Below are 15,808 nucleotides of genomic sequence, written 5' to 3'. Positions count from 1 at the left end.
CACCTCAGGACCGCTGCCTGAACATCGCGCCTTGCATGAGGTTGGCGTACTCGATGGCAGGGTCCAGGAAGGCCATATAGCTGTCCATGACAGTCTTGAAGCCTTCATTCTCTTCGGCCAGCTTGTTGATGACATCCGCCGAGGCGACCTTCAGCGCATCGACAACCTCTTCGGGAAATTCCAGGAATTCCACGCCTTCACCGCGAAGCTGTCCCATGGCCTGTGTATTGAAGTAATCGAACTGTGCCAGGGTCTCTGCGGAAGTGGCTTCCGCCGCGCTGGCCACGATGGCCTGCAGATCGGCCGGCAGTTCATCGAAGGCATCCTTGTTGACCACGATTTCCAGGGCCGCACCCGGTTCGTGAAAAGCCGGTACATAGCAGATGCTGGCAACCTTGTACAAACCGAAGGCCTGATCCAGCAGCGGCCCTACCCATTCCGCCGCGTCGATGGCGCCGGACTTGAATGCCGGGAAGATCTCCGGTGGAGGCAACAGTACAGCGTTGACACCCAGGGCGCGCATCGCCTCTCCACCCAGACCGGCGATACGCATGTTCAGGCCCTTGAGGTCTTCCACCGAGTTGATCGGCTTGCTGAACCAGCCGCCGCTCTGTGTCCCACTGTTTCCGGAGTAGAACGGCTTGAGCCCGCGTTCGGCATAGATGTCGTCCCACAGCTCCTGTCCGCCCCCATATCGCAACCAGGCCGCGTGTTCCGTGGCGGACATGCCAAACGGCACGGTACTGAAGAAATGCAGGGCGGGATTCTTGCCGGCCGCATAGTAGGGAGTCGAATGACCGATTTCCGCCGTTCCCTGTTGCACGGCATCTTCCACGGCAAACGGCGGCACCAGCTCACCACTGGAGAACACCTTGAGAGTCAGGCGTCCATCGGACATCGCAGCCACGCGCTCGGCAAAGCTGACGACATTGGTACCTACTCCGGGAGCCTTGGCCGGAAAGCTGGTTGGCAGCTTCCACTCGAACTTGCCTTGGGCAATGGCAGGCGCGCCGGTGATCAATGCGGCCGATGTAGCGGTGCCAGCAGCGCTGGCCTTGATGAAGTCACGACGTTTCATGGGGGTCCTCATTGGAAATCGGGCCAACGCAATCAGCCTGATGTCGCTGGATCAACTCAACTGTTCCGGCAACCAGGTTGCCAGCTGCGGGAACACGGCAACCAAGCATAGCGCAAGCAATTGAAGCACAACAAATGGAATCACCGCTCGGTAGATACCCAGCGTGGTCAGCGACGGTGGCGCTACCGACCGAAAATAGAACAGGGCAAAGCCGAACGGTGGTGTCAGGAAGGAGGTTTGCAGATTGAGCGCCAGCAAAATGGCTATCCAGACCGGGTCAAAATCGCTGGCCAGCAGAATGGGGCCGACGATGGGCACCACGATGAAGATGATCTCGACGAATTCGAGCACGAAGCCCAGCAGAAAGACCACCAGCATCACCACCAGCAGAGTCCCCCACTGGCCACCGGGCAGATCACCCAGCAGATGTTCGATCATTTCGTCGCCACCGAAACCGCGAAAGACCAGCGACAGCATCGAGGCACCGAGAATGATGCCGAAGACCATGGCGGATACCAGTACCGTTTCGCGCAGCACGGCCTGCAACACCTGCCGCTGCCACAGGGCCACGCTGGATACCAGGAGGCCAGCCACCGTGAGCAGAACGATGAAACCGGCCACCATCAGGCCCGCCGGATGGTGCCGAATGCCGCCTGGCAGTACGGCGTTCAGCGTCAACAGCAGACTCAAGGCGATGACCACACACAGATTGAGCCAGCCGACATGACGCTTGCCGGAGACATTGCTGGCGGCCAGCAACAGGGCACCGGCAGCACCGATGGATGCTGCCTCGGTGGGCGTCGCCACACCGGCCAGGATGGAGCCCAGCACGGACAGGATCAGCAGCAGCGGCGGCAGGAACACCTGCAGCAGTACCACCGGTGTCAGCTGATCGGGCAGCCCGACGCCGGCGATGCCCGGTGTTGCCGTCTCGGCCTGAACCTCAACGGGTGGCGTCTGTGCCACAACCGTGCCCCGCCACTTCAGATATACCGCGAGATAAAGACCGTAAAGGCCGACCAGCAACATGCCGGGTATCAGCGCTCCGGCGAACAGATCGGCGACCGATACCGGCTCTGGTGCGAAGTTGCCCGCCGCGTGCTGCGCTTCCAGGTAGGTATTGGAAATCTGGTCGCCCAGCAGAATCAGCACCACCGAGGGTGGAATGATCTGTCCCAGGGTTCCCGAGGCACACACGAGGCCGCTGGACAGACGGGTCGGCAAGCCGGCGCGGGTCATGGCCGGCAGACTGATCAGCCCCAGCATCACGATGGTAGCGCCGATGATGCCGGTGGAAGCGGCAATCAGCGCGCTGACAATGAGCACGGCGAAGGCCAGACTCCTGGCAGATCCACCCAGCAGGCGAGCCATGACCAGCAGCATGCGTTCGGCCGTGTGGGAGCGCTCGAGCAGCACGCCCATGGCAATGAACAGTGGTACCGCAATCAGCAGGGTATTTCCGGTCAGCCCGAAGACGCGCTGCGGAAATGCCTGCAGGAAGCTCAGATCGAAGCTGCCTGCCAGTGAACCGGCAATGGCGACCAGCAAGGGGACGCCCAGCAGCACCAGCATGACGGGCACCCCCGACAGGATGCCTGCCAGCAGTGAGCAGAAGAGAATGATCAGAAACGGATTGGAGGCATGCATCAGCTGGATTGTCCGGACATCAATGACGCGCCGCCCTGCAAAATCAGCAGAATGCAACTGAGTGGAAACAGCGTCTTGACGAGGTAGACTCCCGGCAGACCACCGGTCTCACGTGAGCCCTCCCGGATCTGCCAGGCATAGGCGATATCGGGATAGACCAGATAGAGACACAGCAGAAATACCGGCAGCAGCAATACGAGCACGCTCAGTCTGTCCATACGCCGCCGCAGACGTGCAGACTGATGCTCTCGCCAGACATCCACGCGAACATGTCGATCCATGACCAGTGCCACCGGAATACTGAGCGTGACCAGACTGGCGAAGACATAGGCCGTGAAGTCCTGCAGCTCCAGAAAACCGGCACCGAAACAGTAACGCAGAATGACGATGCTGATCTGGGAACACAGCAGCAACACCAGCAACAGCAGACAGACCCACATTGTCGACTGATGCAGGAATGCGCACAGCTGCAGATATCGGTTTCTCAAGAAGACCTCCCCGCCCCCGGGTAACACTGGAAACTTGTCAGGGCCGCCATCCAGGGCGCGCCAGGCCGGCAAGTTTACCCGCATCAGCAAATCAGCGCCGAGATTCCGGCACACAAGAGCACCCGAGTCGGTGGCACAGACTGCCAGCTCTCGTATACTGGTGGCCACCACCATCCGGAGTACACCATGTTCGGTTCAGACAAGTCAGAGTGCAGAGGAACTGCCAGGCGTGGCATGGGTGTCTGGCCATGGCTGTTGCTGTTGTGCCTGTTCGCGCTCCCCGGCCATGCCCAGTCGCCGGATACCACCGCGCCGCTCATCGAAGTCGAAGAGCTGAACGATGTGGTGGCAGACCGGACGCAGGTATTCACGGTTCGAGTGGAAGAGGATAACGAGCTTCAGGAAGTCACCCTGTATCATCGTCGCGCCGGTGTATTGCCCTATACCGCAGCCCCCATGCAGCCTGTCGGTGAAACCGGCTACTACAGCGTCTCCATTCCGACCGACTATCTGGACTTGCGCACCATCGAATACTACGTCAAGGCCGGAGATCAAAACGGCAACCGGACCGTCAGCGGCTTCGCCTTCGACCCTTACCGTCGCACGCTCAAGGAAGCCACCTTTCCATTGCCGGCTGCAGACTCGTCACCGCTCGCCCTTGAGACCCCGGCGTCTCAGGCCGACGAAACAACACCCCCCTTGCTGCAACGTCGCTGGGTACAGATCACCCTGGGCGTACTGGCTGTAGGCGTGCTGGCAAACCTGGCCAGTGACAGTGGTGAGGAAACTCGCATCGTGCCTCTGACTTTCACACTGGAATGAGAGTGTCACACATGAACCGGATATCGATGACCAGAACTGCACTGGCGGCCTTGTCAACAAGCCTGCTGCTGACGGCCTGTTCGGACGGCGACACGGTCGTCACTCTCGAAGCGACCCCTCAGGTGAGCATCGCCCTGCCCGATGTGCTGATCAACGCCGGTGTTCCGGACATGAACCTGCTTCGCCCCACCATCCAGCTCTCCAATGGTGCCAACCTGAGCATGACACGAATCGGCAATGGCAACAGCTGGCGCGGTGAAGTCAATGTGGAGGCCGGTCGCTCCTACACGGCAACCGTCGTCTGGGTAGAGGACTTCCGCGGCCAGAGCCTGCCACTGGCCGAACTGGTCCAGCAGCTGGAGGTGAGCAACGATGGTGCCGTGGAAATCCTGTCAACCAGCGACTACCGGACTGACATCGATTTCGACTCCGATGGCCGCAGCAATCTGCAGGAACGCCAGAACGACACCGACCCCTTCGTGGCCAATGGCCAGACCGGAGGCAATGTCGACGAGGTCGATGTCATCGTGCCCCGCATTGCGACCGAGAATGTACCGGAGATCGACGGCAGGGAGGTAACGACAGACGAACAGGGAGCCCTGACCGGTCAATGGGCCAATGCGGTACAGTCGGATAACAGTGGCGCGCCGCTGTACATCGACAATCTGATGATCGATAACTTCGGCAATGCCGATGCAGGCGGCCCTCTGCGTCGCTGGGCTGCCCTGCATGACGGTACCTACCTGTACATCGTGGTGCTGGTGGATGACAACAACCAGCGCCACCGGGATTCGGGTACGCAACTGACCCAGGACGACAGTCTCGAGTTCTTCATCGATGGCGACAACAGCAAGCTCGAACAATACGATGACAACGACTTTCACCGCATCCTGCCGGTATCCCTGGCCGACAACGTCACACAGCCCGCGTTCGACGGCGAGGTGTCAGGTCCATCGTCAAGCACCGCGCCACTGGAATACGACTTCGTCACCGGGCCGGGAGCGGGTCCGGACGGACTGCGCACACCGCGCTTCCGGCAGGACATCTACGAACTGAGAGTCGAGCTGGCATCGGCAGGCATCAATGTCGACTCACCCTTCGGCTTCGAGCTGCAGGTGAACGATGATGATGATGGCGGTGGCCGCGATACCAAATGGGGCTGGAAGCATCCGGCCGGCAATGGCAGCAACGTCGACGGCACGATGAACAACCCGTCCCTGATGGGCACGCTGAAGCTGGAGTGATCCCGCGAGCGGCCGAGTGTTTTACTCACTACTCACTACTCACTACTCACTGCTCACTGCTCACTACTCACTGCTCACTGCTCACTGCTCACTGCTCGCAATCAGCATTTTCTTGATCTGGCGCAGATTGCGACTGTCTGCCAGCAGAACCGCATCGATGCCATTGGCATCCCTGATCCGTGTATTGGCACCCGCCCGGATCAGCGAACCGACCACCCGCTGACGATCTCTGCCGACCGCAGCCAGCAAGGCCGTGCGCCCGAACGTGTCTGCAGCATTCAGATCAGCGCCTTTGGCAATCAATTGCAGCACCAGATGCTCGTAACCCTTCTTGGTCGCCTCGATGACCGGGAACGAGCGATTCAGGGTCGGCATGTTGACATCGGCACCCGCATCAACCAGATACTTGGCCACGACCGGCTGCTCCAGGGCGATGGCCGCCGCTAGGGGTGTCTGCCCTTCTCGGCTTCGACCGTTGACATTGGCTCCCACGGCAATCAGGTTCCCCACCAGCTTCACCAGTGTTTCCTGGGGGGCCTGCTGAATGGCGTTCACCAGCACGTCGTTCGGCAGGCGATCGGCCAGCTGACCATCGCGGACCATCATCTGCACGACCGCCGCACATCCGGCACTGACCGTTCGTTCCAGATGCGACTGGCCATGATAGACCGACATGACCGACAGGGACGGATTGTCACGCATGGCCGTTTCGATGCGCGCGATGTTGCACAGCTTCACCTGTTCTGCGAAGTAGGCTTGCAGACTGCTCTCGTAGCTGGACTTGCCCTGCAGATGAGCCAACAGGGCATGACTGCAGGCGGGTCGCCGGATATGGTTGACCAAGGGCTGGCCAGCCACCAGTTCCGGTGATTCCAGGTCACCCGCCTCTTCCAACAGTGATGTCATTCTCTGCACATGGCATTCCCGCGCCGCACGACGATAATCCAGATACAGCTTGCGCTGGTTCTTGCTGTGCTGCGCCGGTGTGGGAGACTGGATCTCCAGCTGATCCTGGCTGCCGGCAAATTGTGGATTGAAGCGCGCCGAGACCATCAGCACGAATCGCTCGCCACCAAGACGACGATCCGTGGCAATGGCATGATCCATGGCTGTCATGCCGCGATAATCCTGCTGGGTAACCGAGGCTCCATGGCTCAACAAAAGGGCCACCACATCGCCATGGTTGCTCGTGATGGCAACCATCAGAGGCGTTCGGCGCTCCGAGCTGAGCGCACCATTGTCGACCGACGCCCCTGCTTCCAGCACACGTTCGACAATCGCAAGATCGCCGATTCTGGACGCCAGCATCAGTGGCGTATTGCCGTTGACCACGGCTTCGGGTTGAGCGCCCTTGGCCAGCAGGGAATCGACCTTCGGCAGATCCTTGTTGGCTATCGCATTCATCAACTGGCTTTCGCGGCTCGACGGCAGGTAACTGCACGCCGGCTTGAGTTTCTCCAGCACGCGTGGGGATATCGAATCACTGGTGCAATTCCAGTTCAGCAGCCCACTGACACGGCTGATGCCGGGGGTGAATGTCATCGATCTTGCGCCGATCTTGTCCTCGAAATCGACGATCAGGACACCGCCACGATTGATCGCCACGCGCTTGACGCTCGTGCCGTAGATGCTTCGGGGTGGCGGCAGCCCTGCGTCGGCGTTGTCATGAGGCATCACACCATGCTTCAGATAATGATCGGACACCCGCAGTTTGACCTGGGAGGTCAGATTGAATGCCTCGGACAGCAAAGCTGCCTTCACATACAGGCCGCGGGTATGCCAGCTATGCAAGGCACCTGCGCCGGTGGCAAGCATGGCTAACACGATGATCAGCAGTTTCACGAGTTGATTGCCGGGGTAAGTTGACTATTCTGGAGTGAGTATCGGGTTCGATTTGCAATCCCCCGCCTTACCTCTTGCGTATCGACTCGGAACACCCCACCCTTGACGGATTGGTTGGCATTTTTGCGAGTTCTGCCACTCGCGATGCCAGATACCGTATGAAACAGATCAAAACTCGCATGCCACAGAATCAGGAGTCCGCCTCACTCATGAATACACCTGTCAGCCACCCCGCCTTTACCCACGTGCGCAGTCACCATATCCAGTCACTGGATATCGATGTGCATGAGTTCCGGCACGACGTCACGGGTACGACCCACGTCCATCTGGCAGCAGACAATCCTGAAAACGTGTTTCTGGTCGGCCTGCGCACAGTGCCTACCGACTCCACCGGTGTGGCACACATTCTGGAACACACCGTGCTGTGCGGCAGCGAGAAGTATCCGGTTCGCGACCCCTTCTTCATGATGATCCGGCGTTCACTCAATACCTTCATGAACGCCTTCACCTCCAGTGACTGGACGGCCTACCCCTTTGCCAGCCAGAACAGGAAAGACTATTTCAATCTGCTGGACGTCTACCTGGACGCCGTATTCTTCTCGCGTCTGCACGAGCTGGACTTTGCCCAGGAAGGCCACCGCGTGGAATTCGACAAGGCCGATGATCCCACCACCGACCTGGTCTTCAAGGGCGTGGTCTTCAACGAGATGAAAGGCGCAATGAGCGCTCCCACCAGCGTCCTGTGGCAAACGCTCAGCAAGCATCTGTTTCCGAACAACACCTACCACTACAACAGTGGTGGCGATCCCGAATGCATTCCGGACCTGAGTTACGACGAACTGAAGTCCTTCTACGACACTCACTATCACCCGTCCAATGCCGTGTTCATGACCTACGGCAATCTGGCACCTGACGAGTTGCAGACGCGCTTTCAGGATCAGGTACTGAACCGTTTCGAGAAGCTGGACCGCACAATCCAGGTGACACCTGCCAAGCGTTATCACGCGCCGATCCGGGTGCAGGAATCCTACGCAACGCAGGATGAGGATCTGGACAACAAGACACATCTGGTGGTCGGCTGGTTGCTGGGTGAGAGTATCGATCTCGACCAACGCCTGCAGGCCCACCTGCTCTCCAGCGTACTGCTCGACAACAGCGCATCACCGCTGATGAAGGCGCTGGAACAGAGCGAATTGGGAAGTTCACCCTCGCCCATGTGCGGTCTGGAAGACAGCAATCGGGAAATGGTCTTCGCCTGTGGTCTCGACGGTTCCGACCCCCAACATGCCCAGGCCACCGAAGCCATGATCCTGGACGTCCTCGAAACCGTGGCGCGAGACGGTGTGCCGCAGGAGCAGATCGAGGCAGTCCTGCATCAGATAGAAATGAGTCAACGGGAAATCCGTGGCGATGGCATGCCTTTCGGTCTGCAACTGGTCCTCAGTGGTCTGTCGTCAGCCATGTTGCGCGGCGATACACTGGCCGCCATCGATCTGGACCCCGCACTGGAGCGTCTGCGCGAAGCCACCCGGGATCGCGACTTCATTCCTCGATTGATCCGCAAGCTGCTGCTGGACAATCCGCATCGGGTCACACTGACACTGTCGCCCGATCGTGCCATCAGTGAACGCCGCAATCAGGCAGAACGTGAACGACTGGCCGGGATGAAAGCCTCATTCGACGCGTCACAGACGACACGGGTCGTGGAACAGGCGGCAGCTCTGGCTGAACGTCAGGCACAGGAGGATGACCCGGAAATTCTGCCCAAGGTCACCCTGGCCGATGTACCTGTTGAGCTGCATATTCCCTCGTGCAAGGAGGACAGCATCCAGCAGGCACCTGCCATTCTGTACGGACAGGGCACCAATGGCCTGGTGTATGAACATGTCGTTGTCGACCTGCCCCAGCTGGATCAGGAGCTGTCTTCCGTGTTGCCGCTGTACACCAGTTTCCTGGCAGAACTGGGTTCCGGCGGACGCGACTACCTGGACACCCAGTCACTGCAGGCGTCGGTCACCGGCGGTATCTCTGCCTACACCCTGCAACGCGGTGCCGTGGATGACGAACAGTCGGTATCCGGATACATGGTGTTGAGAGGCAAGGCTCTGCTGCGCAACACGGATGCACTGTCGAGCCTGATGCTCGATACCCTGACCGATGTGCGATTTGACGAACACGCAAGGATCCGTGAGCTGATTGCGCAGACGCGTGCCAGTCGAGAACAGAGCGTCACGGGCAGTGGCCACATGCTGGCCATGATGGCCGCCGCCAGTGGCATGAGTCCAACCATCAGACTCTCACACCAGCTCAATGGACTGGCAGGCATCAAGGCTCTGAAGGCACTGGATGATACGCTGGACGACGAGTCTGCCATGGCCGCTCTGGCAGAACGGCTGCAGACGCTGCACGGTATTCTGCGAAACGCCCCGCGACGCTTCATGATCGTGGCTGAGGACGAGAACCTTGCCACCATTCAGCAGAGCCTGGGGCGCGCCTTTGGCGATGCGCCGGTAGTCGAGAACTTCGAGCGATTCTCACCTGCCCCTGTGCGAGAGCAAGTGCGTCAGCTGTGGACCACCAGTACCGAAGTGAGCTTCAACGCCAAGGCCTATCCGACGGTTGCATCCACCCATGAGGATGCCGCCGCACTGGCAGTGCTGGGGCCTTTCCTGCGTAACGGCTATCTGCACCGCGCCATCCGCGAGACCGGTGGAGCATACGGTGGTGGAGCCTCACATGATTCCGACACGGCTTCGTTTCGCTTCTACAGTTATCGCGACCCACGCCTGACAGGCACTCTGAATGACTTCGACGAGTCCATCAACTGGCTGCAAGGCACGACCCACCAACCGCGTGAGCTGGAAGAGGCGATACTCAATGTCATCAGCGGAATTGACAAGCCCGGTTCCCCCGCCGGTGAAGCACGCAGCGCCTTTCAGGCGGAACTGTTTGGCCGAACAGCCGAGCATCGACGTGCCTTCAGGCAACAGATCCTGGGAGTCAGCCTGGATGACCTGCAGCGTGTCGGGGCGACCTATTTCGATCCCGCCAAGGCCAGCACCGGTATCGTCACCAATGAGACGACGGCAGCAAGCGATGAGGTGAAGAGTCTCGGTCTGGAAAAATTCGCTCTCTGACAGCAATTGCCGGCAACAGCGACAGGCAGATCTGCCATCACACCCGGTGTGGTGGCGAACTGCGCCGACTGATACTCAACAGAACCCGAGCAATATCATCGGAAATAGAGAGACTTGAACTGAAAAACCCCGTTGATAGCGGGGTTTTTTCATACTTGCATGTCCGCTCACCGGCCTTGCGCCGGTCAAGCGCCCTGCGCCGAGCGCAGGAGAACTTCAGCTACCGCTGGAGTCTTCTTGAACTGGGGCAGAGTCTTCCGGGTCACCAGCCTGTATGCGTTCGTAGATCTCTTCACGATGCACACTGACATCAGGTGGCGCAGTGATACCAATGCGTACCTGTTTGCCTTTCACACTGAGAATGGTGATGGTTACTTCATCGCCAATAACAATTGATTCGTCAGTCCTTCTGCTCAGAATCAACATCCGAGTCACCTCCTAAATACAAAAACAGTAAACAACGTGAAACCGCAGCACCTCCTTTCACACGGGCTGTTAGATTCCATGGGATCGGTTACAACCACCTTTGGAATACCAGTCATTCATTGACCGGTTCCTACCTGTCCCTCTCTTCCTAGTATGACTCATCAGAGAGCGCAGAACACACCATATGCGGGCGAACATGTCCGATTTATAGACCCTTCGCCGTAAAAATCCACCTGTGTTCAACCCTGTTACCTGATGCACAGCAGCAGAATCAAGCACCACATCACGAAAACCATGTATCTGCCTGTACATACAACCAAGCCATGGACATAAGGTACCCGTTTGCTACTGCCGGGACAACATCGATTTGCCCGATCATCGTAATTTCTTTATAGAAATGATTCAAACGGACTAACAGTACACGCTTTGCCTGTGGAAAAACAGTTGTCTTGTTCAGTAGATTCCGATCTGCCTTTCATCATTCCTGAGTTTGCATACTCCAGTCGCCTCTCCATATGACTCTCCACTGCATACGCTTGCAACCGGTTTGCGGGTGTCACAAGTAACACCTGCCAGTCATCTGCTCTGCAAGGGTCGCTCGGCAATCGAACACAAGCATGAAAAAAATACAGCTCCACGGATCAATCTGTAAATAAAGCACGATATAAGCAGATAAACGGTGACGATTCTTCTTGTAACAAGACGCATGAGCCAGCATTCAGATCATCGACGGCCGACTCTCAGAGAACGTTCGAGTTACCACACTACAAGTCGGGCAATTGAACAGCGGTACTGTCGTTCCGTTCAGATGACTTTCCGCCCGACTATGACAAGCCACTCCAGAATTGTTCCACCCGGTCCACCAGGCTTTTTGCCGAGCCCGGCCGATCGAGTTGCCAGTGGCCGGGAAAAAGCCTCTGGTAGAAGGTGGAACGAAACCGCGTATCGACCAGCAACACCACACCGCCATCGGATTCATTACGTATCAATCGCCCCACGGTTTGCAGTACTCGTGTCAATCCGGGATAGCGATAGGCAAAGTCGAAGCCATCGTGACCCTGGCGCTGATAGTGTTCGGAGATCAATCGAGTCTGTGTATCGAGACCTGGCAACCCCGGACTGACCACGATCACCCCGATGAGGCGGTCTCCTGCGTAGTTTATCCCCTCGCCATAGATGCCCCCCTGAATGGCGAAGCCGACACGATGCCCCGGCTCCTCCAGACTGGCAAGAATCTGCGGCTGCTGTTCACGTGAATGTTCCGCGTCCTGCTTCCAGGTCTCGTCCTGCGGATAACGCGACACATAGGCCGAGTAAGCCTGATTCAGATAGGCATGTGAAGGGAAGAACACCAGATAATTGCCCGGCTTGGCTGCACACACTTCGTGAACGAGTTCGATCAGCGCTGGCAGAGAAGCCTGGCGCTGTAGGTATCGTGTATCAATCCAGTCAACGACGCAATGCAATGCGCGTGCGGGATCAAATGGCGAACTCAGTTGCAGGCAGGCTGTCGACTCAGGCAGACCCAGTGCATCACGATAGAAGGTAGCAGGCCTGAGGGTGGCGGAAAAAACCACGGTCGCCTTGAATTGTCTGTACTGTTTTTGCAGCTTGGCGGATGCATCCTGACAAAACAGCATCACTTCCACCTGTTTGCGCCGACCCGAGTTGTAGAATTGCGTGATGTCGCGATGTTGCTCGGCAAACAGTTCGTGGATGACAACATAACGGCACAGAGTGCGGAACAGCTCGTTGCTGCTTTCCTTCAGACCAGGCGCCTGCCCATGGCTGGCAACCATCGCCTCGATCACATCAGCGGCACGTCGACTGATGGCGGCATTCGTCACCTCACTGACCTGGGTCTCCGCCTCCTGTTCCCTGACATGGCTACGCATTTCACGGGCCAGCCTGTCCAGCGCATTGGCTACCTGCGGGTGATGCTGACGACACACAGCCGCCTCATCGAGACACCTCAGTCGATTCAGCTGGGCAGAGTACATCGAGCGAGAGCGATCAAGCAGATTATGCGCTTCATCTATCAGCAGCAATGTATCTGATCGATCCTCGCTGAAATGCTGCAAGCGAACCAGAGGGTCGAACACATAGTTGTAGTCCGCTATGACCACATGCACCCACGGCAGTAACTGCAAGGCGAGTTCGAACGGACAAAGCTGGTGCTGCCAGGCAATCTCATCCAGCACACTGTCGTGCATGATGCCGCAGGCAAGCAACTCCTCTCGTGCGGCAGGCAGGCGATCGAAAAAACCGATGGTCATCGGACACCTGCCCGCCTCGTCCCTGTCACAGCGACCATTGCTGCAGAAGCAGGTAGGCTGCTTGGCCCGAATCTGTACCGCCGAGACGATCAGCCCCGAGGCCTGCATGTGCTGCAACGATTGCAGGGCACTCAAGCGCCCTGCCACCTTGGCAGTGAGATAGGCAATCTGGGCAATGCCACCTTCACCCAGTGACTTGATACCGGGAAACAGGGCACTGACCGTCTTGCCGATGCCGGTGGGGGCCTCACACATCAATACCTGCGCATCACGCGTACAGCGATAGATCGCTGCGGACATGTCACGTTGCCCGGCTCGGAAATCCGCATGAGGAAATTTCATCAGACTGGCGCTGTGCTGCATTTGCCGCCGTTGCGACTGAACCTGCTCCAGCCAGATGACATAGGTCTCGAGGGCAGCCAGTGTGTGCTGCTGCAGGGCTTGCCGGTCCAGCTGACGCAATTGCGTTTCCTGTTCACCGGATCGGATGTTCATGTGTATCAGCTCGAGTTCGACACTCTCGGCGTGCGAGTCGATCGATGTCAGATACAGATGACCGTAAAGATACAACTGCGACCACTGCAATTGCTGTTGCGAAGACGGCAACTGCGCTGCCGGCACCAGTGTCGTCTTGATTTCACTCAGGCGAGGCTGCTGGCGATCGAGCAGATCCACTCGCCCACCCAGGGTCACATCGTGCTGCCTGATACTCAACACCGCTGACAGAATCACCTCAGTCTCTATCGGCGAGTCGCGATGCTTCGACTCTTCACGTGCCTCGCGCTGAATCTTCTGATGGGCCCGCATCCCCTGCCGTGCGGTCGGACCGGCGACGCCTTCAGGAAAGAGATCTCCCGAGCGACACGAGAAAGCGGCCAGCGATGTAACCGACACCCGATGGCTGCCATCCTGACTCATGAACCGGCTGTTCTGTCTGGCTGCTGAGCCCAGCGAACATTGACGACGCGGCACGGTATGCGGCTCTGATCGAAATACTGCATCCATCGCAGCTGATTCTGCTGCAGGGTATCGCCCGGCCCCTTGATTTCGATGAACTCGTAACCGCCCTCCTCACGAAACAGAATCAGATCCGGAAATCCGGAGGTATTCTCGCGGGTGTCACTGAGGATGCGCTGGAAGATGACACGCCAGTGATCTGCCGGAATCCGATCCAGTGCCAGCACCAGTAGGTCGCGATCGATTCTGCCCCAGCGAACCAGTGGATTGCTCTTGCCCTGATGTTGCGCATGGGCATCCACGACCCGTTGGCGAAAGAGATCGGGTGTATCCAGTTCCTCGAAACGTGACATCAGCAGATTCGCTCGGCGACGGGCGAACGAAGGCTGCCGAAAATCTGCCGGTGCGGACTGAAAGGGATTGAAGAATGCCCCTGGCACAGGGTGAAAGATGATGTCCCAGATAAAGAGTCCGAGCACTGCGTTGCTCAGGGCGTTTTCCGTGTATTGGCACTCACCGAACCTGGCGTAGAAATCGCGGGCCGCCAGCTCCACTCGGCCAGGGGAATCGGAAAGCGTCAGCGTTGTAGTTTGTGGTCTGAAGCGAGGCGCCCTTTTGCTCTTCCTGCCACGGAGCTTGTTCAGCTGCTGCTGCAATCGTTCGCCCACCTGACTCTCGGCATCATTGAAAGGATCTTCCAGCAGGCTGGCCAGCAGTCGCGCGGCACTCTCTCGCTCATCGCGCTGCAGATGCAGCCGGATACGTCTTTCGCGCGCCGGCGGATGCAGCGAGTGCGCATACAGTGCCAGCGCATCGGCATCCCGTCCCAGCCGCTCCAGTTGGCGTGCCACTCGATTGCGGTAGCGATCGACACGTCGCTGCAGATGATCATCGTCCACGACCTCGACCGGCAGCTGTCCGATCAGGGCCAGCAGCTGTTCCGGCTGTTTCTGATCGATGGTCTCGAACAGGGCCTCACACTCGAAATAACGCAAGTGCGCATTGAGCTGCGCACGCGTGGCATACGCTCGGGCATCATTGTCCAGACGATAACTCTCGTAGCGTACGGTGCCCAGTTCCTGCAGCACGAACTCGCTACTGTCCTGATACAGATTGCCGAAGAAACCGAGCCGGAAGACATTCCAGTGCTGGTGACCGAACAGGGTGATCCAGTGATCCGCCCCTTGCAGTTCATCGATGGCATTCTGCATCGACAAGACGTCGCTCGACATGACCTGCTCGATCAGCTCGGCTCGAGGACGCGATCGCGCCAAGCCGGGCTCCAGCAGGTCGAGCAATTCCGGCTTGGTGAACGCCGCCAGCAGGGTGCGCGGATCGGTCGGGGCACTGATATCGGCCAGACCGCGGGTAGCCAGCTGCCCGGCAGCCTGCTGCAGGTCGTCGATTTCCGGATAGCGAAGACGGCTCAGCCGGAAAACTGATCCCTTTCTCGTCAGCAGACGAATATAGAGTCTCTGGGCAGATTCCGGGGAGGACTGCACGGAGGCATACCACTGCCGCTCTTCGGGTGTCAGGATGTCACGATAGGTATCGACGACAAATTCTGCCAGACGATGAAAGTTGGCAAGATAGTAATCGTCCGATATCGTTCCCGTTTCCCCGCTCAGCATGGTGGACACTCGAGTATGAACATGCACTCACTGAATTGCCGACATTGGCCCGCATCCATGATACTCGTCACGCTGGTCGCCTGCTCGATTGCCTGGTCAGGGAGCCTGGCCGCGGCGGGTACAACAGGCACGACAGGCACGACAGGCACGACAGGCACGACAGGCACGACAGACACGACTGGCACGACTGGCACGACTGGCACGACTGGCACGACTGGCACGACTGGCACGACTGGCACGACTGGCACGACTGGCACGAC

Annotated in this window: 10 protein-coding genes; 3 read left to right on the top strand and 7 right to left on the bottom strand. The window is 58.5% G+C overall.

Translation table 11 applies throughout. The features are described from left to right. Window positions 1–4: 4 nt before the first annotated feature. The 3 genes from ACUNV4_RS03060 to ACUNV4_RS03050 are packed head-to-tail and all read right to left on the bottom strand — an operon-like array spanning window position 5 to window position 3,213. Window positions 5–1,078, bottom strand: a complete 1,074-nt coding sequence (locus ACUNV4_RS03060) for a TRAP transporter substrate-binding protein (protein WP_430877020.1) — start codon at window positions 1,076–1,078, stop codon at window positions 5–7. A 51-nt stretch (window positions 1,079–1,129) separates the two neighbouring features. Continuing rightward, window positions 1,130–2,725 (bottom strand): TRAP transporter large permease, encoded by a 1,596-nt coding sequence (locus ACUNV4_RS03055; RefSeq protein WP_430877019.1) that lies wholly within the window; start codon window positions 2,723–2,725, stop codon window positions 1,130–1,132. Further along, window positions 2,725–3,213, bottom strand: a complete 489-nt coding sequence (locus ACUNV4_RS03050; protein ID WP_430877018.1) for a TRAP transporter small permease subunit — start codon at window positions 3,211–3,213, stop codon at window positions 2,725–2,727. Before ACUNV4_RS03050 ends, ACUNV4_RS03055 begins: the two co-directional genes overlap by 1 nt. A gap of 186 nt (window positions 3,214–3,399) precedes the next feature. Between ACUNV4_RS03050 and ACUNV4_RS03045 the strand changes: the two genes are divergently transcribed. Together ACUNV4_RS03045 and ACUNV4_RS03040 are read left to right on the top strand one after the other, a co-directional pair. Beyond that, a complete protein-coding gene (locus ACUNV4_RS03045; RefSeq protein ID WP_430877017.1) occupies window positions 3,400–4,035 on the top strand; it encodes a hypothetical protein in 636 nt (211 codons plus the stop codon). 26 nt (window positions 4,036–4,061) lie between these two features. Beyond that, a complete protein-coding gene (locus ACUNV4_RS03040; RefSeq protein WP_430877016.1) occupies window positions 4,062–5,279 on the top strand; it encodes a sugar-binding protein in 1,218 nt (405 codons plus the stop codon). A gap of 81 nt (window positions 5,280–5,360) precedes the next feature. Here ACUNV4_RS03040 and ACUNV4_RS03035 read toward each other — a convergent pair whose 3' ends face one another. Continuing rightward, window positions 5,361–7,121, bottom strand: coding sequence for an ankyrin repeat domain-containing protein (locus ACUNV4_RS03035; protein WP_430877015.1), 1,761 nt, complete (start codon window positions 7,119–7,121; stop codon window positions 5,361–5,363). A 158-nt stretch (window positions 7,122–7,279) separates the two neighbouring features. Between ACUNV4_RS03035 and ACUNV4_RS03030 the strand changes: the two genes are divergently transcribed. Continuing rightward, window positions 7,280–10,258: an insulinase family protein gene (locus tag ACUNV4_RS03030; RefSeq protein WP_430877014.1), complete on the top strand. Its 2,979-nt coding sequence runs from the start codon at window positions 7,280–7,282 to the stop codon at window positions 10,256–10,258. 216 nt (window positions 10,259–10,474) lie between these two features. On the opposite strand, the gene csrA is transcribed toward ACUNV4_RS03030, so the two are convergent. The 3 genes from csrA to ACUNV4_RS03015 form a co-directional block, all read right to left on the bottom strand. Then, a complete protein-coding gene (gene csrA / locus ACUNV4_RS03025; RefSeq protein WP_430877013.1) occupies window positions 10,475–10,684 on the bottom strand; it encodes a carbon storage regulator CsrA in 210 nt (69 codons plus the stop codon). Between the two features lie 824 nt (window positions 10,685–11,508). Beyond that, window positions 11,509–13,878, bottom strand: a complete 2,370-nt coding sequence (locus ACUNV4_RS03020; RefSeq protein ID WP_430877012.1) for an ATP-dependent DNA helicase — start codon at window positions 13,876–13,878, stop codon at window positions 11,509–11,511. Beyond that, complete coding sequence (locus ACUNV4_RS03015; RefSeq protein ID WP_430877011.1) at window positions 13,875–15,548, bottom strand: VRR-NUC domain-containing protein; 1,674 nt, start codon at window positions 15,546–15,548, stop codon at window positions 13,875–13,877. The genes ACUNV4_RS03020 and ACUNV4_RS03015 overlap by 4 nt, the downstream gene beginning before the upstream one ends. Window positions 15,549–15,808: the final 260 nt, after the last annotated feature.

The sequence above is a fragment of the Granulosicoccus sp. 3-233 genome (assembly GCF_052681095.1).
Note: the sequence above shows the minus strand (reverse complement) of the source record. Positions and strands in the feature narration are given on the sequence as shown.

Bases quoted from the DNA above. Each gene is read 5' to 3' on its own strand.
- ACUNV4_RS03015 (WP_430877011.1), bottom strand. From the start codon at position 15,548: ATGCTGAGCGGGGAAACGGGAACGATATCGGACGATTACTATCTTGCC.
- ACUNV4_RS03055 (WP_430877019.1), bottom strand. From the start codon at position 2,725: ATGCATGCCTCCAATCCGTTTCTGATCATTCTCTTCTGCTCACTGCTG.
- ACUNV4_RS03030 (WP_430877014.1), top strand. From the start codon at position 7,280: ATGAAACAGATCAAAACTCGCATGCCACAGAATCAGGAGTCCGCCTCA.
- ACUNV4_RS03045 (WP_430877017.1), top strand. From the start codon at position 3,400: ATGTTCGGTTCAGACAAGTCAGAGTGCAGAGGAACTGCCAGGCGTGGC.
- ACUNV4_RS03040 (WP_430877016.1), top strand. From the start codon at position 4,062: ATGACCAGAACTGCACTGGCGGCCTTGTCAACAAGCCTGCTGCTGACG.
- ACUNV4_RS03060 (WP_430877020.1), bottom strand. From the start codon at position 1,078: ATGAAACGTCGTGACTTCATCAAGGCCAGCGCTGCTGGCACCGCTACA.
- ACUNV4_RS03020 (WP_430877012.1), bottom strand. From the start codon at position 13,878: ATGAGTCAGGATGGCAGCCATCGGGTGTCGGTTACATCGCTGGCCGCT.
- csrA (WP_430877013.1), bottom strand. From the start codon at position 10,684: ATGTTGATTCTGAGCAGAAGGACTGACGAATCAATTGTTATTGGCGAT.